We start from the raw sequence: 25,601 nt of genomic DNA, 5'->3' as shown, positions 1-25,601 counted from the left end.
CAAAAAGGTTTTTTTAAGACGCTCTTAAATGGAGAGCACCTTGCTGAAAGCAGACAGATTGCCTTGTAAATCCACAGCCCGCACCGTAAGCTTTTTCCCCTTCAGTCTGGCAACGGCAGGGAGAGAGAAGTTTGTCCGCGGGGTGAAGCCGACTTTCGCACCGTCCAGGTACAGGTTGTAACCCAGCATGTTTCTATTGTCTGTTGCCTTGTCCCATTGCAGAACTAGTGTGCCTTTGTTGGTACTTGCCCTCAGGTTCTGTGGTGTAGAGGGTACAGCTGTATCAGGGGTTAAGCGTTGCACCACATTGGCAAGTGCCCGGAACTGGTGATAAGAGGCTTTCCATATCTGCGCCTTGAGAGCAGTTTTCTGCTGCGGCTCCTTGTCCAGGCCACCGGGGTACCAGTCGCCATGCTCATGGTCGATGATGTACTTGTCTATGTAGTCCCACTGCTTTTGAAACAGGTCGAAGTAACGCAACTCATCCTCCGGGAAGTGGTCAGCCATCAATAGCAGGGTGTTGAGTCCTTCTGCCTGTGCCCACCAGTTCTTGGTATCCCTGATAATGGTGATGTCGTTTTTACCCTTGAAATAATAGCCGCCATCATAAAAGCCGCCGACAGTCCTGTCAAAACCCGTTCTGACCGTATGGTCTGCCATCCTTTTGGCCACCTGCATGGTTTTGCTGTCATCCTCCAGGCCCAGCACGTGGGACGCCTCCAGCATCAGGTAAGCTGTTTCGATGTCATGCCCAAAGGACACTTCGTCGAGGTGGTAATTCTTTCGGATTACCTCTTCTGTAGAGTCGCGGAAAGAAACAGCTCGCCAATCCGGTGTCAGGAACAGGGTTAGATAGTCCTTGTCCGCCACGATGGTATCGCGGACTACCACCAGCATTTCCTGCAGGCGTTCCCGCACCAAGGGATCGGGCCATACCTGGTACAGCTCTGTGAACGCCTCCAGTAAGTGGATGGAGCTGTTCTGGTCCTTATACCCCACGTTTGAGTCGGCAGGCATTTGCGCTGTTCGCTGTATCGGTGTGCCATTCTCCTCCAGCGCCTGGTAATAGCCTTTGTGCACCGGGTCGTGGCTGTGCTCCTCCAGCCAGCGGAATGTTTTTTGGGCAAGGCCCAGGGCGCTTGTGTCTCCGGAGGCCTGGTAATAGGCGGCAAGGCCATAAATGGCAAAGGCATTCCCGTAAGCAGTTTTGGCAGCACCGGCATAGCCATGCCGGCCAGCCTGCGCCCTCACATTTCCCTGCTGATCAACCAAGGTGTAGAAGCCGCCATGCTGCTTGTCCCACATCTTGTCTCGTAAAAAGGCAAAACCATGCCGGGCACTGCTCAGGTAGTGCGACACCTCCGGGTACAGCTGAGCTGCCTTGGCATTTGACCAGATGTGGCGGGCCTGCGTCACGATCATTTTATCCTGTGTGCCCGTTGGCTTCCAGTCATGGGTGTACGTACTGGTAAAGCCTCCATATTGCTTGTCCACTACCTGCGGGTACCATTTGTTGAGCATCTCGCTTTTGATGGAGTTCTCAATTACCGCGGCCAGCTTAGCTCTTACCGCCTCCTGGTCAGACACCACGCTATTAGCAACAGGACGTTGAGCAGTTAAAGGCAACACAACAGCCAGGGAAAGCAGGATTAACATGTTCTGGTTTATTCTCATGAGACTACCTTTTTGTAACATCACTTGAGCGAAATACCCCTAATACCTCCTGGCAAAGGGCTTTTCTAAGGCCCTTCCTTTTGTTTCTGCCTACAGCCCCCTGCGTTACTAGCTCGCCTGTTACCTCACAACAAGCAGGTCCTGCCCTAGCTGTAGTTTTCTCCTGTTTCCCTGCCAGTCGGTAACAAACGCTTCTTTTATTGTCTTGGGGTTGAGAAGAAGCGTGCGGGAGGACTGAGACAGGTAAGCTGCCCCGTAGTTAAACTCCTCTCTTCTCTTTTTGCCGCTCTTGTAGTAGAGCTCAGCAAAAGCATCGGCAGGCTGCAAGGGCACTGCCTGGTGGCTTACAGCACTGACTTCTTCAAATACTTTCAGACGGTCCGAATTTCTGCTAACCAGTAGCAAGAGTCTGTCTCCTGCTGCCATAAGGCGTGTGATCCCCTTCGCGTCTCCTCCCACCGAAAAACCTGTTGTTTTACAGGAGGCAGGCACAAAGCCCCCCCTGCCATTGCCAAAGAGCACCGTGCCGTAAGAGGCGTCATAATACCCCGTGCCTGTTTCGGTAGCGTAAGAGTTACCGACCAGCACCAGGTCGAGGTTACTGTCCTGATTCATGTCTGCGGTTAGCATCCCGAAGGTTGGGGCAAACTGCGCTTGCATGGGCAAAGCCATCATAGAGAACTTCCCGTTCCCCAGGTTTTCCAAGTAGCTGCTGCTAAACGTGTAGCTATAGCCTGCATAGGCATCCTTCAACTCGTCTTCGCTGAATAACTCTTCGAGCGTTACTTTGGCATAGTCAGCGTAGCTTGTAAACCTGCGCCGCATGGAAACCATCTGATCAACGAGGGCATCCCGGCCTGCAGCAGGATAGCTTTTCCCATGTAGGTAGTATCCGATCACCGGGTCTATGTTTCCGTCCCTGTCAAAGTCCTTCGCATAAATACTGGTGGGTTCCTCTACAGAAGCCTTAAAACGTGAGTTTAAGCCCAGATTACCGGCCACGTAATCCATGTCGCCGTCATTGTCGAAATCGCCTGCAATGATGCTGTTCCACCAGCCATTTGTGTGCGTGAGCCCGATGGAGGAAGTAACGTTTGTCAGCTTTCCTTTCTCATTTCTGAAAAAGCTGATAGGCATCCATTCCCCTACAAGTATTAAATCCGCCTGGCTGTCGTTATCAAAGTCGGTCCAGATAGCCGAGGTAACCATACCGATCTGCTCCAGCTCAGGGCAAACCGATTTCGTTACATTGGTAAAGGTGCCCCCGTCGTTACGCAGCATTGCGCTTTGCCCGGGCATTGGGTATTTTCTGGGTGTGTTTCTGCCCCCGATGAATAAATCCAGGTCCCCGTCCTGGTCGTAGTCTGCTGCAACAACACAGGAACTGCTGGAGACGAGAGCAGGTAAAGCCTGCTCATCGAGCCTAAAGTTTCCGTTCCCGTCATTCTTGTAAAGCCGGTGCCGGTAATTTTCCGACTCCGCAACATACTCGTTTCCACCTGTTGCGATGTAGAGGTCCTGATCTCCATCCCCGTCAGCGTCAAAGAACAGGGCGCCCATGTCATCTTCTCTGTTCGGTTCCTCTCCCAGCGGCTGCCGGCTGAACTTCCCCATCCTGTTCTGTATAAAAACGGATCCGGTGCGCCTGGCGGATGCCCCTACGTAAAAGTCGTCCAGGCCGTCGCCGTTCACATCTCCTACAGCCAGTCCAGGGCCATTTTGCGAGAGCTTATGAGGCAACAAGGGCTGGTTCTTGAAATCGACGTAATCGTCCTCCTCGTGCATATAGGCTATGTTATACTCCCCGGCTACCTCCCGCAGCAAGGGTCCGGGGCCAGGGGCCGGGCTTGCCTTTTGCTCAACTGCATTTTTGTAGTCTACCTGCAAAAGCTGGTTACTACTGATATTGGTCAGCAGCTGATACTTGCCATCTGGCCAGGTAACTTCCACAGAGTCCACGACAGTTGCCCGCCCTAGCCCAAAATGGAGGGTCTGGTCAACCGACGACTGAAAGCCGCGCGTTAGGTAATACTCGTAAAACTGCTGCGCTCCGTCTTTTCTAATCCTGATAGTAGCGCCAATACCGCTCCGGTTAGGGGCCTGGCCTTTTAGCTTTACTTGCAGGTAGTTATTTTGCTTAAGAAGCTTATCGGCGTTGTTCTGATAAACAGAAGCAAGGCTGTTGATATTGTTTACGACCAGGTCCAGGTCCCCGTCATTGTCCAGGTCCACGTAAGCCGCGCCGTTAGAGGTTGTCGGCTCTTCCAGGCCCCACTCCTGTGCTTTGTTCTTAAAGGTCAGGTCCTTCTGGTTCTGGTAGATATAGTTCGGGACAACAATGCTCTTTAACTTTTTAAACTCCTCCTGTATCTTTTGCTCTACGTCTTCCTCCGTACCGAACATAGATGCTTCCGAGTTATAGCGCACATAGTCTAGGTCAATCATGTCTTTCAGATAGCCATTGGTAATAAACAGGTCGCGCCAGCCATCGTTATCGTAATCCCCGAAAAGGGCACTCCAGCTCCAGTCGGTGGCATACACGCCAGCCAGCTGCCCCACTTCGCTGAAGGTGCCGTCGCCGTTGTTTAACTGCAGGGTATTGCGCACATACTGATCTTCGTACCCTAAGCGGCGGTTCAGGCGAAAGCGGTCATAATTGGGAGACTCCATCGTCGTTTTCTGCCGCGCGTTGTCCTCGGGCATCATGTCTACTTCTATGATATCCGGTAGCCCGTCATTGTTATAATCGCCAATATCTGTTCCCATCCCGTTGTAGGTCTGGTGTTTCAGGTACTGGGCTATTTTGTTCGTAAAAGTGCCATTCCCGTTATTTATCCAAAGCAGGTCATTGCTTAAAAAGTCGTTTGAGGCGTACACGTCCGGCCAACCATCCTGGTTTACGTCACTGATGGCCAGCCCAAGCCCCCTGCCTTCGATCAGTATCCCTGCTTCACCCGATACGTCTGAAAAGGTCCCGTCGCCATTGTTCCGGAACAGCTTATCGGTACTGGGCGAGGTGCCGTCGGTAATCTTGGGCCGTGAGATGTTGGGGTTTAAATTTTTATCAGGGGCATTGCGTAAGAGGTAGGCATCCAGGTCTCCGTCCTTATCGTAATCAAAAAAAGCGGCCTGTGTACTAAATCCCACTTCCCCCAGGCCATACGCCTGCGCTTCTTCTCTAAAGGTGGGAAGCCCATTTTTCCCCACGCCTTTGTTAATAAACAACAAATTTGCTGTTTGAGGCTGACCCAGAACCGGATTCACGGTGCAGACATAAATGTCCAGCAGTCCATCCTGGTTGATGTCTACCATGGTCACCCCATTTGCCCAAACGCTGGTTCCTGTTCCGGACGTAAGGGTAACATCTTCAAACCGGAAGTCTCCTTTGTTCAGGTACAGCTTACTTGAGACCATGTTGCCGGAAAAGTACAGGTCCTGCAGGCCATCGTTGTTAACGTCACCCACCGCAACCCCACCTCCGTTGTAGATATAGCCATAGGTAAGCACATTAAAAGAGTCTGTTTCTGTGATGGAGTTCGAGAAGGCAATACCAGTGGTGTCCGGCTCCAGCAAAGAAAACAAGGGCTCTTCTTGCTGAAGCATGCTACAGCCAGGCAACAGGAAGATAGATAGAGAAAAAAACAACAGGTACTTTACTTTCATCATGCAAGAGTTCAATCATGAAAAAGGCCTTTCCCTAAAACCAAGGGCTACACGCTAAACCTGCCCTGTTTTTAGCAACAGCATCACAGGAACACATAGCGAAGAAGCCTCTGTTTTAGTTAAAGGATGCTTTTGGGAAGTGCGTAAGAGCCAGCTTCCAGGGTTTGGCTGCGGCTCTACATTCATTTAAAACCATAAACAGAACAGAGCACATTGTACAAGAGCCCCTGACCGACTCGCGTCAGGGGCTCTTGTAGCCTATAACTTAATAGTTAGGATTTTGCTGGCTGATCCCCCCCGCGCCAAGTTGCGGATTCCGGCTTATCTCGTCCTGCGGAATGGGCAGCACAAAATCCCGGGCAGGGTTAAAGGTATAGGTCGTGTACGGAGGCGAAGCTTTTCCTTCTTTTATCCAGCGCAATATGTCAATATCGCGTCCTTCTTCACCGCCACGCTCTACCTGGCTTTCGTGCATGATAGCCGCAAACACCTGCTCTTTGGTTCCTGTTGGGTACTGGGCAGTAGGATAGTGCGGCATCATCACGTCTGCCCGGTCGCGGATCATGTTCAGGTACTCCACGGCTTTTTCCTGGTTCCCTAAGTGGTTCTCACACTCAGCCAACAATAACAGCGCTTCGGCAAAACGGAAGATTCTGGTGTTGATGCCGCCTGGCTGGTACCCTAAGTCAGACTTGTAGAGGTTGGTGTATTTCTGCCAGCTAACTTTAATGGGCGTCCCGTTTATTATAGACGAGCCGGCTCCCCCCTGCATGGCTTCTGTCAGCACACTGTTGCCGTTGTTGAACGTGTCGCCCGGGAAGTAAACCGTATAGTCTAAACGCGGATCCCGCTTAGCGGCACCGTTCTCCGGTGTCTCGAACTCGTTCAGGAAGTCGTTTGAGGGGATCAGGTTACGCCACGAAATCGGGTTGATCTCCTGGTTGCGCACAGAGGCCTGTGGTGCTGTAGGTCCGTCTCCGTTACCCCAGTTATACCCGTTGTCACTCCTGCCTTGAAAACCTATCTCCCAAATAGACTCAGAATTATATTCTGTTTCTTCCATAAAGTTGTCGAGGTAGTTGTCGGTGAGGGTATACCTGCCCAGCAGCTTTTCCAACTCAGCTTTTGCAGTTGCATAGTCCCCCTGCTGCATGTAAGCCTTTCCCATCAAGAAAGTGGCGGCACCAGAAGTAGCCCGGCCTTGTTCAGCGCCATCGCGCGTGGCTGGCAAAGTTTCCTGCGCCACCTTCAGATCCGCCATAATCAGGCTGTAAATGTCGGCAACGGCTGTCCTCGGCTTAAAGCCGTCCACGGTGTTTACCGGCTCTGTATACAGCGGAACAGGACCAAAGAAGTTCACAAGCTCATAGTAGGCCCAGGCTCTTAAAAACTTCGCCTCGGCCACTATCAGGTCTCTTTTGGCAGCATCGCCGCTGGCGTTGGGGCCGTTAAGAATCACAGTGTTTGCCCTGTGGATGAGGGTATAGAACCCCGTCCAGATAGAGCCCACCACGGAGTTATCGGGGGAGGTGCCCCCGTTTAGGATCTGGGCTCTGGGTGCCTCCAACTGGGCACCTCCTGTGGCAAAGTCGGGGCTTCGCAACACGTGCGTAAAGAACCACTCTCTTGCGACCAGGAGGTTAGAGTGGGCAACAGAATAAATACCAACTACCCCTTTATCTAATTCCTCTACAGTTTTAAAGTAGGACTCGGTGGTTAGGTAGTTAGGGTTCACCTTGTCTAACTCGTCGTGGCAGTTTGTCAGGAAAAAGGCCCCCAGCAAGCATGCGGATATATATATTTTTCTCATTATCAGTTTAGGTTAAATTAAAAGGCTATTTCTGATGTCTTGAACAAGAAACTATAAAGTGATCTGAATGCCACCCATCAAGGTTCTAGGGGTCGGATACTGGCCAAAGTCGATACCGTTTGTTAGCAACCCGCCCTGCAGGGTTCCAACTTCCGGATCTAAGCCACTGTATTTGGTAATGGTGAACAGGTTCTGAGACGTGAAGTATACCCTTACACCGCTTACTCTTCCTCCTGTAAACGCGCTAAGCGTCTCCTGCGGAATCGTATAACCGATCACCAGGTTCTTTAACCTCAGGTAAGAGCCATCCTCGATAAACCTGTCGGATACGCGGTTGTTGCGGTTAGGGTCACCTGCGACCATGCGGGGAATGTCTGTATCAGTGTTGGTAGGGGTCCAGGCATCCAGTACCTGCGTGCCGGCGTTAAACAAGCGCTGTCCTCCTTCAATAATTACCCGGCTGGCGTTATAGATCTCATTCCCCTGCACCCCCTGAAAGAACAGGGTTAAGTCAAAGTTTCTGTAACCCGCAGTGGCATTAAGGCCATAGCTGAAGTTGGGCAGGTAGCTTCCCAAAAACGTTCTGTCCGCATCGTTGATGACACCGTCGTTGTTAAGGTCCTTGAACTTGATGTCCCCGGCCTTTGTACCGTTCTCCTGCTTCGGTGAGTTGGCGACATCGTCATCACTCTGGAACAAGCGGTCTACCTGCCAGCCGTAGAACGACTGTATCGGTTGGCCGGCCATGGTGCGGGTAATCTGGTTAGACCCGAAGTCCTGGTTACCCCCGGCATCTATCACGGCACTCGCAGCGGTTAGCTTTACCACCTCGTTTCTGATTCGGCTTAGGTTCGCGTTCACGCTCCACTTAAACTCTTTCTCGCTTTCGTTATAGCCCGCCTGGAACTCGAACCCTTTGTTTTTCATGGTACCCACGTTGGCAAACACACCGGCGCCACCAAAACCGAAGGAGTTAGGAGTAGGCACACTCAGAATCAGGCCATACTGGTCATCCGTGGTTCGTTCAAAATACTCTGCAGAGAAGGTGACTCTATTGTTGAACAAACCCACGTCGATACCACCGTTGACCATGCTGGTAATCTCCCATTTCAGGTCCCGGTTCGCTATGCCAGAATAGAAAGAGCCTAACACAGGGTTACCGTCCGAAGTGAATGGATAAGCCGCGGCGTTCACCTGTGCCAGCACCATCCAAGGGTAGTTACCCAAGCCGTTAAAGCCTACTTTACCGTAGCTCGCTCTTAGCTTAAGCTCAGACAGGGGTGTAATGCCCTTCATAAACTCCTCTTCTGTCAGACGCCAGCCAACAGAGGCACCCGGGAAAGCGCCCCACTTGTTTCCTGGCGCAAACTTAGAAGAACCGTCGTATCGCATGGAGGCGCTAAGCAAATACTTGCTCTTGTACTCGTAGTTAACACGGCTCAGGTAGGAGATGATCAGGCTTTCCTCGTAGCCTCCGTTCACAGCCAGGTTAGCGGCGTTTGTCAGGGTCTTTACAGTGTTGTTTGGCTGGCTGCCAGACATGTTTTCGAAGATGTTCTTAAAGCCCTGGCGCTCCTGCACGGCGATGGCGTTCACGTAATGGTCGCCAAAGGTCTTGTCAAAAGTCAGCTGGTTTGTGATCAGCAAAGAGCGGCCTGTAACTCTGTTGTTCTGAATGGTTGCGTTCGGTCTTGAAACCAAGCCCCCTGTGTTGTAGATGGGCAGGTAAACGGCATTCAGGTTATTGTAGTAGTCTATACCGCCTGTCGACCGGAAACGCAGCCAGTCGGTAAGCTTCGCCTCTAAAAAGACGTTACCCAATATCTTCACATTGCGGTTGTAGTACTCGTCCATGATCGCTTCCCGCACCGGGTTAGTGGGGTCAGAGCTATCCAGGGCGTCGGACTCTCTGAAACCGCCAAGTTTGGTTGGGTCATAAACCGGTATATAAGGCTGGGAACGGATCGCGTTGACCAGCTTGCTTCTGTTACCGGCATTGTCATAGCGTTGATCCCCGAAAGAGCCCATCAGGTTTTGCCCTACCGTAAAGATCTTCCCTAAGACGTGGCTTGAGTTGATTCTCAGGCTGTAACGCTCGAAACCAACGCCATGCATGATGCCATCCTGCTTAAAGTAGCCGGCATTCGTAAAGAACTGAGACCGCTCGTTGCCGCCCGACAAGGTAATGTTGTTCTGTGTGATGATGCCCGAGGTAAAGAGCTCGTCCTGCCAGTCGGTATTGGTTTGGGCGTAGGTCTGCGTGGCTCCCTCATAGATAGGCTTGTTAAACTCGGCCGGGCTTAACCTGGCGGGTAAGTTCGCATTGGGATCCGAGTTTTTGATCAGCATGGTGGCATACTGCACGTACTGCTCTGTGTTTAACAGGTCGAGCCTCTTGGTGGCGTGCTGTGTACCCACGTTCGAGTCGATGGACACCCGCATTTTACCGTCTTTGCCTCCAGACTTGGTCGTGACGATCACCACGCCGTTCGCTGCCCGTGATCCATAAATAGCAGTTGCAGCAGCATCTTTCAGCACCTCCACCGACTCAATGTCTTTCGTGTCGATACCGTTAAGGCCACCAGTAGGCACACCGTCTACCACATAAAGGGGCTCCGCGTTAAAGTTAACGGAACCAATGCCCCTGATGCGTACAATAGGAGATGTACCGGGCGTGCCGGTGTTCACTACTGTTACGCCTGCTGCCCTTCCTTGCATCGCCTGCGCCACACTTGGCACCGGCAGTTCGGCTATTTGCTTGGAAGACACGGAGGTGATAGCACCGGTAACAGCCTCTTTTTTCTGCACGCCATAGCCCACTACCACAACCTCCTGCAGGGCTTTCGTGTCATCCGTCATGGTAACGTTGATGGCTCCTGGCCCTGTAAAAGGCTTTTCTACCGTAGTAAAACCAATAAATGAAAAGACCAGCGTACCTGCCTGCTCAGGTGCCTCAATACTGAAAGAGCCGTCAGGGCCTGTTGCTGTCCCTCTGGTCGTTCCTTTTACCAGTACTGTTACACCGGGTAGCGGGACCCCCGAGGCAGAGACAACCCTTCCTGTCAGCGGCCAATCAAAGTATGATCCAGCATCCTTTAGCTTAAAGGGGCTGGCCTTAGATGATGTCGGCTCTTTTAGATCTAACACAGCTGCTTCCGCAACCACATTAAATGTGCTGACTATAGCCAGCCCGCAGAAAGCCTTCTGCCAGTTTTGAGTAAGTCTTTTCATATAGGCATTTAAAATTTTAACAAAAACAGAAACAACTATCCTTTAAAGCCTAAAGCTTTGGCACGGCACATTAAATTCGTGATTAATCACTTGTTGCAGAAGACATACTAAAATAGCCTCTTATTTCGAAATAAAAAATTTTACGAGGCAGTATTTTTATATAAATTACTTGTTTTGTTCAATGTCGCAACAGACTTCTGCCGTTCATGGTGCTATCCTCAAGGGGAGGGGCCTAGCATACAAACCTTGTACTATATAAAGAAACAAGAAACAGCAAGGCCCCCAAGAATAACACTACATCTTAAATGCCTGCCTGGCGATCAATTTCCACTGTCCCTTTTGTTTCTGCCACACGAGCACGTTCCCGATCCTAATGTCTGTTAGAGCCCCGTTATTTGTAGCCTTTGATGAAAACACATGCCGCACGATGGCTGTTTCCCCTGCCATTCTGATAGACTGTTCCGCTACCTCTATTGTCAGGAAGTCGAAAGGCCCCGTTACCACGTCATCTACAAACGCTGCCTTATCCTGCACCTTTCCGCTGGAATGGCCATAACTCAGCTCCTCAGCCGTCAGCTCTTCCAACTGCCCTCTGTCGGCACTTACCATGGCCCGGTTGAACTTTTCGACCAAGGCAGCCACGTCACTTTCATCTTTGGATTGGGCAACGCCAATTACGGGTAGCAGAAGAAACAGGAGACTATAAAACATATAATTTTTCATATGACTATTTATATTTATAGTTTAACTACAGAGACAGGAGTTCCTGCTTGCGCCCTATGTTAGGACAAGGATATAGCAGCGGGGACGACAGGCTACTGCTTCACTAGTTCGGCAGCATCCTTGTCTACTTTCTCCTCATGTTCCCCTACCGGCGGCCTGCGGTGCCAGTAAGAGGCCAGGATGGAGCCGGTTATGTTCATGAGCGGACCAAACACCGCCGGAGCCAGCCCCACTGTGGCGATCTTTCCCATTCCCTTGGCAATTCCGGATGCCAGGCCTCCGTTTTGCATGCCTACCTCAATGGCGATCGTACGGCAATCGCGTTCATCCATTCGGAACAGCTTCCCGGCCCAGTACCCAAGGATATAGCCCGCGATGTTGTGCACCATTACAATAAGTATGAGCATCGCGCCAATGTCGAGGAGGCTGTCTCTGCCTGCCGCTGTGATGATGACAATGATAAAGGCAATGCCGAGCATAGAGACCACAGGCATCGCATCATCCAGCCACTTTGCTTTGCCGCTTAGCAACTTGTTAAACAGAAGCCCGGCCCCAATGGGGATGATCACCATTTTGAAGATGTCCCACATCATATCCAGGATCTGTATCTCGACCATTGCCCCGGCCAGCAACTTCATCAGCAGCGGCGTGAAGAGCGGTGCCAGTAACGTGGTGATTGCCGTGATAGTGATCGACAAAGCGAGGTTGGCCTTCGCCAGGTAATTCATCACATTCGAAGCTAAGCCGCTGGGGGAGCAGCCAATCAGAATAATACCCGCGGCTATTTCAGGAGAGAACCCACTCAGGTTGGCGAGGGTAAAACCTAAAAAAGGCATGATCGTGAACTGGCACAGAATACCGATCAATACGCCTTTGGGCATTTTGGCCACCCCCACAAAATCCTGCACGCTCATAGAGGTGCCCATCCCGAACATGATCAACTGAATAAGCGGCGTAATAAGCACGGCCAGGTTAACCCCGTTTACCTCCACAAAGTAGCCGGGGTAATAAAGGGCCGTTGTCACGGCAGCGAAAATCATGACGGTATAGGCAAAGCCTTTCAGGTGGGCATAGCCCCTAAAGCCAAGGGCCAGTGCAGCAAAGAAAGCGATAAAGAAAGGACCTGCCTGTCCTGTGTTTCCGGTTACGACCAGAAACAAGGCTGCTGCCAGGCACACTGTAGCCAAGCCCAGGGCTATTTTATAAACGTTGATGTCTCTCACAGTTTATTCAGTTAAGTTTGATAGGAAGAATTCAATTAGCCGCCTCCAGGTTCGGCTCCCGTTAAGGGTCTAAAGAAGTTCTTTAAGTGTAGCCCTTAAGGTGAGTGTAAGCGGGTATCTTTCATAAGCTATCCTGTCTGATGTTTATTCTAAAGGGTAAGTTGATCAAGGGAATACAAGGCCAGCAAGGCTCTTAGCTGCCTCAGCTCCACAGTCTGTCATGCGAGCGCTTCTCATCCCACTCCGGAGTAGGCCTGAAATAGCTCCTGTCGGCCAGGTGTAAATGCTGCTTAAAGACCTCTTCGTTTAACTCCACGCCAAGGCCGGGAGCCATATCCGGCACCTTCGCAAAACCCTTCTCATATAACTTTCGGCCATCGGTGGTTTTTACCAGAGACTCCCAGAAAGGCACATCCGGCGAATGGTGCTCCAGGGCCAAGAAATTTTGAGTGGCAGCGGCACAATGCACGTTAGCCATAAAAGAGACCGGGGTTCCGGCAAAGTGCATGGCCATGGCAACACCTCCCTCTTCTGCATAGTCCCCTATCCTTTTGGTCTCGAGCAGCCCACCGGAGGAGGCCAGGTCAGGATGGATCAGATCGACGGCTTGCTTGTCGACCAGCTTCTTGAACTCCTCTTTCAGGAAAATGTCCTCGCCGGTAATGGTAGGCGTTTCAAGTGCCTGCGTAACTGTGATCCACTGGTCTGTGTAAAACCAGGGCACCATATCCTCCAACCACGCCAGCCTATACTTCTCCACTGCTCTGCCCAGGCGAATAGAAGTGTTTACATCAAAATGCCCGTAATGGTCTGATGAAAGGGGAACCTCATAGCCTATAACGCTCCTGACGTTCTCCACCACGCTCGCCATGTGCTCCAACCCCTTATCAGTGATCTGGATCTGGGTAAAAGGATGCAGGGTATTGGCATAAGAGGTAATGGATGGATCATTGAACTGCGAAGCCGTTCCTGCATTCCAGAACCCGGTGTTTACAGTAGCTCCCTTTATATTCTGCAAAGACCGGATCGACAGGTCCATCTTGAGCCAGGTAAAGCCCTGGTCCTCGAGCCGCACCCTGACTTTCTCCTTCATTTCAGAAACGTCTGTCGACTCGGGCGTGTCGGCGTACAGGCGTACTTTGTCCCGGTACCTGCCCCCTAGCAGCTGCCAGGCAGGCACGCCGTAGGCTTTCCCGCATAAATCCCAAAGCGCCATTTCCACCCCACAGACACCTCCGGCAGCACGCCCATGCCCTCCAAACTGCTTAACAGACTTAAATATTTGCTCTACGTTGCAGGGGTTCTGGCCCAAAAGCCGGCTTTTAAGCATGAGCGCATAGCGTACGTCTGCGCCGTCTCTCACCTCGCCTAAACCATAAATACCCTGGTTCGTGTCGATACGGATAATGGCACACTGCCCGGAGGTGCTCCCCTTGGCAGCAGGTTCATTTTTGATGAACGCTACAGCATAGCGCATGTCCGTTATCTTCAGATCCGCAGGACTGGAGGCCCTGCTAACCTTGGATGTCGTCTGGGCCAGCGTGTCTTCCAGTGACATTCCCATAAAGCCACCCAGGGCTATTCCGCCCAGGGCCGTTTTTTTAAGGAAGTTTCGCCGGTCGTTACTGGTTGCCGGATTGCTGATCTCTGCCTGTATAGCAGCGGTATCTTCTTTTTCCTGTGCTCTGAACTTCTCAGAGATTTGTTGCAGAATACTCTTCATGATCTTCTTTTTCAACGATGAAACTATACAGCCAAATTTTAATCTAACTACCAGGTTCTCTTGCTCATGACCTTGTCAAGCTCAGCCCTCGTCATGGGTCCTAGCTCTGGGTGCTTGCCTAGCCAGTCAAGAAATTCAGTTTTCAGCTGGTCGTTCCACTGGCTGTCGATCTGGCCCGTGGTGTAGCGCCCGGACTTGACCATCTCAAAGCCGAACTTGTCCTTCCGCGTCACGAACTCTGCCGTGCCAACGACCTGCTCTGCCAGGTGCGCCGGCACAAAAAGGACTCCCTCTCTTTGCGCAATCACCAGGTCTCCGGGCAGCACAATGGCGCTCCCGATCCGGATAGGGGTGTTAAGCCCCATGAGTACCATTTCCTCTAAGAAAGAAGGGTGAAAGTCACGCACAAAAGCATTAAAACCTTCAATATTCTGTATTTCCTGCAGGTCTCTTGCGCTGCCGTTAAACACCACGCCGTTGCCCGACTTGCTGTAGATGGAGTTTGCCAGGGTTGCCCCCATGAGTGTGCCTCCGCCAATCTTTCCAAAGCCATCGGCCACGTAAACGTCCCCTTTCGTCAGCACCTCGATGGGCCAGGCATTTGTGTTGCCCTTCCGGCCCTGCTTGGTGATCCCACGCTCCTTGACATTCTTCTCCACGTCTGGGCGGCTGGGCAAAAACATGGCGGTAACGGCACGGCCAACCACCGGCACGTCCTCCTTCACCATTTTCCACTCTCCGGCAAACTGATTGGTATAGCCCTCGTTCTTCAGGACTGTCCAGGCATCATCGATGCCGATTCTCTTAGCCCTTTCGAGTAGCGCGTCAGGGATTTTAGGGCGCCCGTCCGGGAAGCGTTCTCCTTTCCACTCAGAAGTGAGGAAGATCAACTCCTCTTTTGGGATCGTCTGCGCAAACGAAGGAGTGTTGTAGCTAAGGCAGAAGAAAAGAGGTAAAAGTGCTGCAATATTAAATTTCATTGTCTGTGGTTTTAAAGGGATTAGCGCTATCTAAACGCCTGAAGCAGCAGGTGCAGGCACCTGCCCGACAAGCTAAAGGCGGAATTAATGATCTTGTTTTGCCAGGTAAGCTTCCACGTCTTTAGAGGTTATGGCCAGTTTCTTGGGATACTTGCCAACCCATGCCCTGAACTCATTCTTGATCTTGTCGGACCAGGTGCCGTGAATCTCTCCGGAGGGGTATTTCCCCTGCTGCAAGAGCAGCCGCTCAAACTCATCACGCAGGGCCGTCATTTCAGAGGCAGACACAAGCCCCTCCACCAGGTGAGCCGGAATAAAGACCACGCCGTACTCATTCGCAAAAACGACGTCACCGGGAAACACGGTCACCTCACCAATGCGGATGGGAGCGTTAATGGAGGTGGGTGTCATGTCTTTTATGTAGGAAGGGTCATGCCCTTTCACCCAGGCATTGAAGCCCTCGGTGTCTTTCAGCTCCTGCATGTCTCTTACTGAGCCGTAGAAAATCACACCTTTGCCTGTTTTACCGTAAATGGCGTTGCCCAGGCTCGAGCCGATCAGGGTTCCGTCTTTCACCTTGCCGTACCCGTCTGCCACATAAATGTCGCCCTGGGTCAGGACGTCAATCGGCCAAATGTTTATCCCGCCCTTCTGGGAACGGCCTTCCGCTTTGCCCTGGGCCCTTACCAGGCTGTCAAGGTCCGGCCTGGAAGGCATGAACTGCGCCGTTACCACCCGGCCCACCATGGTTTGCCCCGGATTCAGGATCACCCAGTCTTTGGCCACCTGGTTGCGGTACCCTCTGTTCCCCAGGTATCCCCAAATCTGCTCCAGCGTCGCATTTTGCAGTCGCTCCAGCACGATGTCAGGTACTTTGGGCCTGCCGTCCGCGAACCGCTCTCCTTGCCATTGCGAAGTCAGCGTTTTAACATAATCAGGCGAGGCCCCCACACGCTGGGCATGGGCAGCAAGCCCGCAAAAGATGAAGGCAATAAGTAACAGGGCATTCTTCCTCATGATATTACCGTTTTATTTCCGAATAAGAAGTAGTAGCAGGCCTGGAGCGGAGCGAAGCTTACATAAGGCTCCCTCCACACCTGTAAGAAATCATGATTTACCATCAATCAGGAGAAAAGAAAGCTCCGTCGCATGCTTGCACGCTACGACGCTTCCCCTGTAAGCTTAGCTCCAGAGCCTGTCGTGCGAACGCTTCTCATTCCACTCAGGGGTAGGCTCAAAATAGCCCTTCGCAGTTGGGTGTAGGTGCTGCTTCATCACCTCATCATTCAGTTCAATACCCAAGCCCGGAGCATCCAGTGGAACGTTTGCAAAACCTTTGGTTATCAGCGGTTGCTTGCCTGTTGGCTTCACCAGTTTTTCCCACCACGGATCATCTACGGAATGGTGTTCTAAGGACAGGAAGTTCTGGGTAGCGGCGGCACAATGCACGTTAGCCATGAACGTGATTGGAGAACCAGCCTGGTGCATCGCCATGGCTATTCCATTCTCTTCGGCATAATCTCCAATTCTTTTTGTCTCCAAAAGACCACCGGAGGTTCCCAAATCAGGGTGGATCAGATCTACTGCCTGTGCATCAATAAGTGGCTTGAACCCTTTCAGTGAGAAAATGTCCTCCCCTGTGATGGTAGGCGTTTCAATAGCCTGCGTCACAACCTTCCATTGCTCTGTGTTGAACCATGGCACCATATCTTCTACCCAAGCCAATCGGTAAGGCTCCATTTTTCTGGCAAAGCGAATAGAGTTATTTACATCAAAGTGTCCGAAGTGATCAGATGATAGCGGTATTTCATAACCTACCGCATTACGCACCTGCTCCACATACTCAGCCAGACCTTCCAGCCCTTTTTCGGTAATCTGCACCTGCGTAAAAGGATGCAGGGTGCTGCCATAACTCATGTAGTCTCTTGTGTCATATTGCCCCTTCATCTTTCCATCCTCACCCGACCAGAACTTGCTGTTAACTATTGCACCTGGTTGCTCAGCAACCACATGTATGCCCAGGTCCATTTTTAGCCAGGTAAACCCTTGGTCCTTCACCCTTTTGTCCATGGTCTTGGCAAATTCTTCAGGATTCCTAGCTCCCGGCGTATCGGCATATAACCGTATTTTATCGCGGTACCTGCCACCGAGCAGCTGCCAGGCAGGTACTCCGTAAGCCTTACCTGCCAGGTCCCAAAGGGCCATTTCTACAGCACACACTCCACCTCCCTGCCGGCCGTGATAGCCAAACTGCCGGATCTTCTTCCAAAGCATTTCCACGTTACAGGGGTTTTCGCCCAAGAGGCGGCTCTTGAGCATAAGCGCATAGCGCTCGTCACCTCCATCGCGGACGTCACCTAAGCCGTAAATGCCCTGGTTAGTATCAATCCGGATCACGGGCTGGCGACCTGTCACGTTTAGTACAGCTACCCGCATATCCGTAATTTTAAGCTCAGAAGGCTTTGAGTTACGGTTAACCCTGGAGGTGGTGTGGGCCATAACATCTTCTATAGGGGCAGACATAAGCCCGCCCAGAGCAAGCCCGCCCAGGGCTGCCTTCTTAAGAAAGTTGCGCCGGTCCTCACCCGTAGAGGGGTTCTGCATTTCTGCCTGCATAGCAGCTGCCTCTGCTTTTTCCTCTGCTTTAAACTTCTCTGTAATTTGGTTGATGATGCTTTTCATAAGGATCTAAAGCTTTTAGTACTTATTATTTTACATGATTCAATTTGAACAATAAGCAGAACACAGCCTACCTATACATCCCTGCCTGCAGATCAAACAGCAGATGTCCGTTTTCCATCAGGTGAGATGCCTGCCGTCAGCTCCTGGCTTTACACCTGCAGTGCTATCGTTACTACAAATAGCACCACTACATCTGCGCGCAGATAACTTACACCCCCTGTTACGAAACCTCAGTCTGAGGCTATCCACTATCTACTTTCAACATATCATTAGATCTTGGGTGGCTTTTTTTGAAAGGTAGCTAGGCAAAGAAGGGATAGCCTTTCGTAGCGTACTTTTTCATCCCCTCCTCGTTTATTTCCACACCGATACCAGGCTTGTTGGAGAGCATGATGTGCCCGTCCACTGTCATAGGACCGTCGAATGTTACAATTTCTTTAAACATAGGGTCTGTGTGGAAATACAGCTGCCACTCCAGGATAGCAAAGTTTGGCACCGAGGCACAAACATGGCAGGACGCCATGGCGGCTAAATAAGAGCCCACCATGTGCGGGGAAAACGGCACATAGTACAGGTTCGCCAGGTTGGCTATTCTTTGCGCCTCCCCTAGCCCACCAGCCTTTTGTATGTCCGGCATGATCATATCCGCGGCGCCAATCTCCAGCAACCGGCGGAAGCCGTGTGCCAGGTAGAGGTTCTCGCCCACGCAAATTGGGGTACTGGTGGAATCGGTAATGAGCTTGAGCGCGTCTGCGTTCTCTGCAGGAACAGGTTCCTCTAAAAACATCAGGTTAAGCGGCTCCATCATTTTAGCTACCCGGTGCCCGGTAGTTGCGTCGTAGCGCCCGTGCATGTCTACGCAGATGTCTATATGAGGCCCTACCGCCTCTCGCACTGCGGCAATCTGATTATACATCCGCTCCAGTTCTGCTGGACTAGCGGTCCAGTTATAGTGGTCATATTTATTAGGATCGCTTGCCTCGTCGATATCCAGCTTCACGGCCGTATACCCTCTGTTTACCACATCTTTGGCGGCGGCACCAAACATCTCTGGTGTTGGGTTTCGCTCCCGGTAAGCCGCGGTGTCGCAATACACCCTGATTTTGTCCCTGAACTTACCGCCCAATAACTGGTACACGGGCACCCCCAGGGATTTTCCAGCCAGGTCCCATAAGGCGGTTTCAACCGCTGACAGCACCGCGACGTACATGCCGCCCTGTGCTCCTTCAAAAAAGCCTGCCTTCCGTACGTCCTCAAAGATGCGGTGCACGTTCAGCGGGTTCTTGCCCTTAATGCGCTCCCCAAACATCTTTACCAGGTGGTAGGTACCGGGAGTGGCATCCACGGCTTCGCCACAGCCCCAGATTCCCTGGTTTGTGTGTATCTTTACAAAAAGACTATGCCCGTTTCGGATATAGGCCGATCTGATATCTGTTATCTTCAGGTCTGAGGGGCTTGACGCCAGAGGCGCCTTATCAATTGCTGTTTCTAACCCTTGCCCGAACGAGGACATCAGCGTAAAGCTAGCCAGGCCAGCCATGCTGCTTTTAGCCAGAAATGAACGTCTGGATTGTTTCGTTGCCATGTTTCTTTTATTCATCTTTTAGTGATACAATGCCCCTTACCAGGTGCGGGTTTTTAACAGTTCCTGGATTTGCTCTTTCGGAACCGGTAGCTCGTTAATATGGTCGTTCAGCCAGGCAGAGAAGTCTTTCTCTATCTCAGGCGACCAACGGGTATCGATCTGGCCAGCCGTGTATTTCTGCTCACGCAGGCGCTGGTGGCCGAACATGTCCCTGAGTCTGACGACTTCGGATGTTTTGACTACCTTCTCGGCCAAATGGGGAGGTATAAAGGTGACCCCGCCATCGCGCCCTAGCACGATGTCACCGGGCATTACCATCACCTTGCCGATGCGGGTGGGGGTGTTAATGCCGACCAGGGTCGTGTTAAGCTCTCCGTCCGGATTATTCAGGTGATGCGACGGATGGTAGCTTCTCACAAAGGAGGTGAAGGAGCCAAGCTCTTTTAACCCGGCTATGTCCCGGACTGCGCCTTCATAAACAATACCGTTCCCAGACTTCGCATAGATAGAGTTGGCCAGGTTATCCCCAATGGTTGGGCCGTCTTCATGTGCCCCGAACTGGTCTACCACGTACACGTCCCCCTTCACCAGCATGTCGATGGGCCAGGAATTCTGTGATTTGATCCGGCCGTCTTTCTCATGGCCTTTTTTGTCTATCACGCGATGGATGTCGGGCCGACCAGGCATAAAGGTGGCCGTGAGCGCCCGCCCTACGAGCACGCTGTCAGGGTTCACCACCAACCAACCCTCGGCATACTGGTACTTATAGTTTTCGCCTTTCATCACCGCCCAGGCCTCTTCGTGCGTCACCAGCTTCATTCGCTGGATGATAGCGTCAGGCACTTTCGGGCGGCCATCCGCAAACCGCTCCCCTTTCCACTCCGGGGTCAGAAAGATGAGCTCGTTCCGGGAAATCTGTTGCGCCACCGATACAGTAGAAGTGCTCCATAGCAATACGAAGAGAGCGCACAAGTAAAGCTTTATCATACAATAGTCCAGTTTTAGATTTATCAATACTTTCAACAGATACTATAACTTTTACCAGGGATACAACCACAACTGTGGCTATGGGGTGTTTCAAAGGCAACACGGCACTTGCGGCTAAACAGGGCCTTAAACAGAGAGTAAAACAGTTTCTGACTGCTCTACCCTCCGTTTAACAAAGCCCTTCTCAAAATATTTAAATCAGCACCTGTAAGGCTTAAGCTGCGCCATGCTCTTACTGGGCATCCCAGAAAATCCGGGTGCCAAGGGTATTACCACCCATGCGCGCAATGGCCGCCTCCACGTTGGCCGTGTTTACTGACCGCTCTCTGAGGGGGTAAGTTAACCTGCGGATAAAACCACCTCCGGTAGCGTTTACAGAAGGGTCCTGTCCGGTGTAGTTAATTGGCTTTAGCCCTGGAAAACCTGATCTGCGGAAGTTAGACCACCCTTCCTGGAACTGAAGAAAAGAAGCTACCCAGTACTGTTCGTTTATCTGCTCCAAAGCATGGGCAGGATCATAGGCAACGCCAGGCTGCGCCAGATAAGCGCTTACTTGCTCAGAAGAGATGTTTATAGTGGAGCTTTCAGTCTCTCCGCTATAAGCTTCCATCTGCTTCATGTGCGCCTTCACACCCGTCTCGTAATAGTCCTGGGCCGCTGCTTCACCACCCGGCAGGTAGCCTCTGTGTGCAGCCTCAGCCAAGAGTAGGGACGTTTGGGCATAAGTAACCAGAAACTCCGGTCTGTCGAGCCGCAGTACTGTTCTTCGGTTTAGCTGTGAGTAAGCGAAGGCCGAGCCGATCTTACCAGGGAAGCCAGGTGCTGTAGCGATGTTCGTTTCATCAAAACCGTAAGGCATCCCCTGCTGCTCGGCTGGGTTTGTGTTTTCGGCCCCTGCCGTTTCCAAGGGATTCACCGGGTTTTCATACTTTACGGCGATGTACCGTAGCCGCGGATCTTCTTTCGTTTGCAAGAACTCAACAAAAGGAGCCCCTACATAATAGTTATGCCGCTCTGTGGCCAGTAGCTGGGACGACATGGGGTGCGTGAAAATGGAACTGAAGGGAACAAAGGCGTCGTCCTCTGTGGAAGTCATCACCCCGCCTCTCGCCGGGTCTACAGCTATTGCCACTATTGACTGGGCTTTCCCCTCGTTCGTCTCGGTATACCGCATGCCGGCACGTAGCAAAAGGGAATTGCCCAGCTTTTTCCACTTGTCGATGTTGCCCTGATAGAACAGGTCGCCCAACACCACGTCCTTGCTTGGGTCCAGCGCATCGGTAGCTTGCTGGTACTCCTTCAGAATATCCTCGTAAATAGCCGATGACTCCTCGTAGGCAGGCAAATAACTGCTCTCCAGAAAACCTTTTCCTGCCTCAGAGTAAGGCACGTCGCCGTACGTGTCTACCAGTACCTGAAAGCAGTACGCCCGCCAGATCCTGGCCATGTTGTAGAGGTTACTCCGCTCCGGATTGTCCTGCGTCTTGTTGATAACATCCGTTAGGTTCCGGATCGACTCCGTGTACAGGGTGTTAAAAATAGGCGCGGTGTTCGTTTCATTCACCACGTTCAGGTTACCCCCCGCGGGGTTTCCGGAGTAAGGTATCTGCACCTGCTGTACAATGGGCGCCTGATACGTCAGCGTATTCACTGCAGAGGTCCGCTGGGCGTCTGAGAACAGGTACTCCGGGTTGAGGGTAGTGGGTTGAATTGGGTTAGTGTTTATTTCCTCGAAATTATCATCACACCCCCATGCGCTAAACAGCAGTGCAACCAGAACCGTCGATTTATATATGTTCTTTATCATGATGTGGCCTTTAATGTGATGTTATAATTTGATGTTAATATTCACGCCGTAGCTGCGGGTTGTGGGAAGCGAGTGTGCTTCAAGCCCCGCCAGATTATCAGAAGCAGAATATTGAGACTCCGGATCAAGGTTGTCGACGTACTTTTTGATCATCAACACGTTGTTGACGTAGGCGTTGACGTTAAGCCCTTTAATGAAGCTATCGCCCAGGAGCTTGGACAGGTCATAGCCAAGAGACACAGTGCGCCACCGAACAAAACTGGCGTTATACACAAATGGGGTAGCGATACTGAAGCTGCGCACGCCGTTGTAGAATGTTCCGGGAATTACAGCCGTTGTGTTTGGCTCCCCTTCCGGTGTTACGCTCGGGAAAATCACCCCGCCCTCGCGGCCTTCCAGCGTAGCCTTGTGCAGGCCATGACGGTACCAGTTAAAGTTAGAGTTCGAGATCAGCTTATGGCCGGCTTTGAAATCGACCTGAGCAAACAGGCGGAAGCCTTTGAAATTAAAGGTGTTCAGCCAGCCGCCAGTGTGGGTAGGCACCGCGCTACCGTACGTCACGATCTCTCCTCCCAGCATTCTGCCCTGGGAAGTAACAATTCGTCCCTGCTCATCGCGCCTGAAGTCAACCCCCCGCAGGGAGCCCAGCGGCATACCCACCTCATGCGATACGATACCGATGTATTCACCTGTACCTACGTCGATTCGCTGCTGGTTATTTGCCAGTTCCAGTACTTCGCTCTTGTTGTAGGTCAGGTTAAAGGCAGTTTCCCAGGTAATGCTGCTGTTCCTCACTGGCATTATGCCCAACAGCATTTCCACCCCCTGGTTTCGAAGCCTACCCACGTTCACTTTTGTCTGCCCGTAACCGGAGGCGTTGGAAATGTCCACGTTCAGGATCTCGTCTTCTGTGTTCTTGCGGTACGCCGCCAGGTCGAGGTTTACGCGGCTATCAAACAGCCTTAGCTCTAAGCCTACTTCAGCTTCTTTTACTTTCAGAGGTCTTAGATTCGGGTTGGGGCTCACCGTACCGGCAATGCTGCCGAGCGGAACACTATTTAAAGTGTTGTTATTTAGCCCATAGAAAAGCTGGTTGGTATAAGGGTCTGTGTCGCCGCCTACTTCTGCATAAGCAGCACGGAGTTTGCCAAAGTTAATCCAGGTAGGCAACGAGGATGCAAACGCCTGGCTAAAGACGAAACTGGTGCTTACCGATGGATATAGGTAACTGTTTGACTCTGGGTTCAGGGTAGAGAACCAGTCGTTACGGCCTGTCAGCGTCAGGAAAAGATACTCGCGGAAGCCAAAGTCTACTGTTCCATACAAGGAATTTACTCTCTTCTTGTAATAAGAATAGTCTGGCGCCTTTATCTGTCCGTTATTAATCGTGTACAGGTCCCGCACATAGAAGTTAGTCACCGACGTGCTCAGGGTTTGGGCAGTCTGGTCCATGGAGTTACCACCAAAGGTGGCGTCGATGCTAAAATCACCAAAAGCATGGTTTGCCCCTACGAGGAAGTCCATGTTCAATTCCCTGAATGTTTCTGTGTCCTGGTAATAGTTGCCGTTAAAACCTGACGGAGGAGGCGGTAAGAAAGCGGTGCCTGTTGGACGGTTCACTTCGTGGTTCACGGTAAAGTAGTCCTGCCCGATGCGGCCCTGTGCGTAAAGCCAAGGAGTAAACTCATACCGCAACGCCATGTTGCCAAAGAGGCGGTCCCGTTTACGGTTTTCGAAACGCTCGTTTATAGACCAATACATGTTGGTACGGTTCGTGAATCGCGCCGGGTTGATCTCATTGCCCGTCTCAGCGTTTTTATAAGCGTCCTTCATCCACCTTGGGTCTATACTGTTTGCCAGCGTATAGAGGGTGGAGTTCACGTTAAAGTCCTGCTGCGAAACAACGGGTGGGTTTTTGTTGTATTCGTTCGTGTAGTTAACGTTAACGAGCGTAGAGAGCTTCTTAGTTAAGTTATAGTTTAAACCCAGGTTTAAAGACCTTCTGGTAAAGCCAGACTTTGGAATAATGCCCTCTGAGTCAGTATTGGAAAAAGAGACCCGGAAGTTTCCGTTCTCGTTCCCGCCGGCCAGCGCCACTGTATTCTGCACCATCAAACCTGTGCGGTAAAAAGCACCGGTGCGATCCCTGAAAGGCGAGTAAGGATGCTGCTTCCCGTCGACCTGCCAGGTAGGCTGTCCGTCAAAACGCTCCCCAAAACTCCAAACGCCAGAAGAGCGTGCGTCGCTCTCACTTTGTGGGCGCACGCCGTTTTCGCCCTGGCCATACTCATACTGGAAGTCTGTGAAATCTAAAGCCTGATCGGCCTGAACAGTAGAGGAAAGGGTGACCCCGATACCTGTCTGTCCTTTGCCGGACTTAGTGGTGATAATAATGGCACCATCTTTTGCCCGAAAGCCGTACAGCGCAGCGGCAGCCGCTCCTTTCAACACGGTCATGGATTCAATATCCTCGGGGTTTATACTCTGCAAGCCATCCCCTGTGTCAGACTTTGCTTCTCCGGCAAAGCCCTCGTCGGCACCGTTACCGCGTCCTTGTGGTTCGTTGTTAATCGGCACACCGTTTACCACAATCAGGGGGGAGTTGTTACCACCGAACGAGGACTGCCCGCGAATCCTGATTTTAGCTGAACCACCCGGACCGGTGGGAGGCGTCTGTACGTTTACACCGGAGACTTTACCAACCAGGTTATTACCCACGTTTGTTGAGCGGCTGCTTAAAAGCGCCTCGGGGTCTACTGTAGCAGTGGCATAGCCGAGCTTCTTTGCTTCTCTTTTGATTCCCAGTGCTGTTACAACGACTTCCTCCAGGGCCTTGGCGTCTTCGCTCAGGGCCACCTCCAGTTTATTTTGGTTCCCGACGGTCACCTCCTTTGTTGCAAAACCGATATAAGAGAACACAAGCACATCTTTAGGCGAAGCGGCCAGAGAGAAAGTACCGTCAGCATCTGTTACGGTTCCTTTGCTGGTGCCTTTAACCGCAATACTCACGCCGGGCAGCCCTACCCCTTTGCTGTCCGTCACGCGCCCTGTTAGCGGCTCCTGCTGCGCGTATGCACTGGCGGCTGGCAACTTGCCAGACTGGGACTTGTGGTTTTTGGGAAGGCGGACGTGAATGTTGTTATTGATCAGCTTAAACTCCAGCCCTGTTTTAGCTGTGATCCGCTCCAGGACCGTACTGAGGGGCTCGTTTCTGGCATTTATAGAAATCAACCTTTTACCTGCCAGTTCCTTCTCATCAAATGTAAACCGAAAGGCCGTTTGCGCTTCCACGCTCTTTATAAACTCCTCCAACGAAGCCTCAGTGAGCGACAACGTAACTTTTTCTTTCCGCATGTCCGGCAGCAGAGGCGCCGAATCTACTGCTGCAGATACGGGGAAGACAGTCGTCAGAAGCAGAACAACTACTGGCAGAACCTTTCTTGCTACACTCCCTAATTGGTAGTAAAGACTTTTTTCCATAAATTTGAGATGTTTAATTTGAATGTATTCGTT

The 25,601-nt window shown here is 51.7% G+C and carries 14 protein-coding genes; all 14 read right to left on the bottom strand.

The window, feature by feature from the left end; translation table 11 throughout:
* Window positions 1-24: 24 nt before the first annotated feature.
* The 14 genes from CHB92_RS01105 to CHB92_RS01040 all read right to left on the bottom strand — a co-directional run bounded on the left by CHB92_RS01105 (window position 25) and on the right by CHB92_RS01040 (window position 25,568).
* The gene (locus CHB92_RS01105; RefSeq protein WP_245842235.1) at window positions 25-1,674 is read right to left on the bottom strand and encodes an AGE family epimerase/isomerase; all 1,650 of its coding nucleotides are present in this window, start codon (window positions 1,672-1,674) and stop codon (window positions 25-27) included.
* 120 nt (window positions 1,675-1,794) lie between these two features.
* The gene (locus CHB92_RS01100) at window positions 1,795-5,277 is read right to left on the bottom strand and encodes a VCBS repeat-containing protein (protein ID WP_179222921.1); all 3,483 of its coding nucleotides are present in this window, start codon (window positions 5,275-5,277) and stop codon (window positions 1,795-1,797) included.
* Window positions 5,278-5,602: 325 nt separating this feature from the next.
* Window positions 5,603-7,147, bottom strand: coding sequence for a RagB/SusD family nutrient uptake outer membrane protein (locus tag CHB92_RS01095; RefSeq protein ID WP_089317307.1), 1,545 nt, complete (start codon window positions 7,145-7,147; stop codon window positions 5,603-5,605).
* Between the two features lie 51 nt (window positions 7,148-7,198).
* On the bottom strand, window positions 7,199-10,378 hold the full coding sequence (locus tag CHB92_RS01090; protein ID WP_089317306.1) for a SusC/RagA family TonB-linked outer membrane protein: 3,180 nt from the start codon (window positions 10,376-10,378) through the stop codon (window positions 7,199-7,201).
* A gap of 294 nt (window positions 10,379-10,672) precedes the next feature.
* Window positions 10,673-11,101: a nuclear transport factor 2 family protein gene (locus CHB92_RS01085; protein ID WP_218824215.1), complete on the bottom strand. Its 429-nt coding sequence runs from the start codon at window positions 11,099-11,101 to the stop codon at window positions 10,673-10,675.
* Between the two features lie 92 nt (window positions 11,102-11,193).
* Entirely contained in the window at window positions 11,194-12,315 is a 1,122-nt protein-coding gene (locus tag CHB92_RS01080) for a bile acid:sodium symporter family protein (protein ID WP_089317486.1), read from the bottom strand.
* 211 nt (window positions 12,316-12,526) lie between these two features.
* The gene (locus CHB92_RS01075) at window positions 12,527-14,047 is read right to left on the bottom strand and encodes a mandelate racemase/muconate lactonizing enzyme family protein (RefSeq protein ID WP_089317305.1); all 1,521 of its coding nucleotides are present in this window, start codon (window positions 14,045-14,047) and stop codon (window positions 12,527-12,529) included.
* Window positions 14,048-14,094: 47 nt separating this feature from the next.
* Window positions 14,095-15,027, bottom strand: coding sequence for an RraA family protein (locus CHB92_RS01070; RefSeq protein WP_089317304.1), 933 nt, complete (start codon window positions 15,025-15,027; stop codon window positions 14,095-14,097).
* Window positions 15,028-15,111: 84 nt separating this feature from the next.
* Entirely contained in the window at window positions 15,112-16,044 is a 933-nt protein-coding gene (locus CHB92_RS01065; RefSeq protein WP_089317303.1) for an RraA family protein, read from the bottom strand.
* Window positions 16,045-16,209: 165 nt separating this feature from the next.
* Window positions 16,210-17,709 carry a mandelate racemase/muconate lactonizing enzyme family protein gene (locus tag CHB92_RS01060; RefSeq protein WP_089317302.1) on the bottom strand — a complete coding sequence of 500 codons (1,500 nt, stop codon included), beginning with the start codon at window positions 17,707-17,709 and terminating at the stop codon, window positions 16,210-16,212.
* A 301-nt stretch (window positions 17,710-18,010) separates the two neighbouring features.
* The gene (locus tag CHB92_RS01055; RefSeq protein WP_089317485.1) at window positions 18,011-19,294 is read right to left on the bottom strand and encodes a mandelate racemase/muconate lactonizing enzyme family protein; all 1,284 of its coding nucleotides are present in this window, start codon (window positions 19,292-19,294) and stop codon (window positions 18,011-18,013) included.
* A gap of 36 nt (window positions 19,295-19,330) precedes the next feature.
* Window positions 19,331-20,281: an RraA family protein gene (locus CHB92_RS01050; protein WP_089317301.1), complete on the bottom strand. Its 951-nt coding sequence runs from the start codon at window positions 20,279-20,281 to the stop codon at window positions 19,331-19,333.
* A gap of 232 nt (window positions 20,282-20,513) precedes the next feature.
* Complete coding sequence (locus CHB92_RS01045; RefSeq protein WP_089317300.1) at window positions 20,514-22,088, bottom strand: SusD/RagB family nutrient-binding outer membrane lipoprotein; 1,575 nt, start codon at window positions 22,086-22,088, stop codon at window positions 20,514-20,516.
* Window positions 22,089-22,109: 21 nt separating this feature from the next.
* The gene (locus tag CHB92_RS01040) at window positions 22,110-25,568 is read right to left on the bottom strand and encodes a SusC/RagA family TonB-linked outer membrane protein (protein ID WP_245842234.1); all 3,459 of its coding nucleotides are present in this window, start codon (window positions 25,566-25,568) and stop codon (window positions 22,110-22,112) included.
* Window positions 25,569-25,601: the final 33 nt, after the last annotated feature.

Origin of the sequence: Pontibacter ummariensis, from assembly GCF_900188175.1 — a bacterium.
Classification (GTDB): domain Bacteria; phylum Bacteroidota; class Bacteroidia; order Cytophagales; family Hymenobacteraceae; genus Pontibacter; species Pontibacter ummariensis.
This window is presented reverse-complemented; position numbering and strand designations above follow the sequence as displayed.

Bases quoted from the DNA above. Each gene is read 5' to 3' on its own strand.
- CHB92_RS01105 (WP_245842235.1), bottom strand. From the start codon at position 1,674: ATGAGAATAAACCAGAACATGTTAATCCTGCTTTCCCTGGCTGTTGTG.
- CHB92_RS01100 (WP_179222921.1), bottom strand. From the start codon at position 5,277: ATGCTTCAGCAAGAAGAGCCCTTGTTTTCTTTGCTGGAGCCGGACACC.
- CHB92_RS01095 (WP_089317307.1), bottom strand. From the start codon at position 7,147: ATGAGAAAAATATATATATCCGCATGCTTGCTGGGGGCCTTTTTCCTG.
- CHB92_RS01090 (WP_089317306.1), bottom strand. From the start codon at position 10,378: ATGAAAAGACTTACTCAAAACTGGCAGAAGGCTTTCTGCGGGCTGGCT.
- CHB92_RS01085 (WP_218824215.1), bottom strand. From the start codon at position 11,101: ATGAAAAATTATATGTTTTATAGTCTCCTGTTTCTTCTGCTACCCGTA.
- CHB92_RS01075 (WP_089317305.1), bottom strand. From the start codon at position 14,047: ATGAAGAGTATTCTGCAACAAATCTCTGAGAAGTTCAGAGCACAGGAA.
- CHB92_RS01070 (WP_089317304.1), bottom strand. From the start codon at position 15,027: ATGAAATTTAATATTGCAGCACTTTTACCTCTTTTCTTCTGCCTTAGC.
- CHB92_RS01065 (WP_089317303.1), bottom strand. From the start codon at position 16,044: ATGAGGAAGAATGCCCTGTTACTTATTGCCTTCATCTTTTGCGGGCTT.
- CHB92_RS01060 (WP_089317302.1), bottom strand. From the start codon at position 17,709: ATGAAAAGCATCATCAACCAAATTACAGAGAAGTTTAAAGCAGAGGAA.
- CHB92_RS01055 (WP_089317485.1), bottom strand. From the start codon at position 19,294: ATGGCAACGAAACAATCCAGACGTTCATTTCTGGCTAAAAGCAGCATG.
- CHB92_RS01050 (WP_089317301.1), bottom strand. From the start codon at position 20,281: ATGATAAAGCTTTACTTGTGCGCTCTCTTCGTATTGCTATGGAGCACT.
- CHB92_RS01045 (WP_089317300.1), bottom strand. From the start codon at position 22,088: ATGATAAAGAACATATATAAATCGACGGTTCTGGTTGCACTGCTGTTT.
- CHB92_RS01040 (WP_245842234.1), bottom strand. From the start codon at position 25,568: ATGGAAAAAAGTCTTTACTACCAATTAGGGAGTGTAGCAAGAAAGGTT.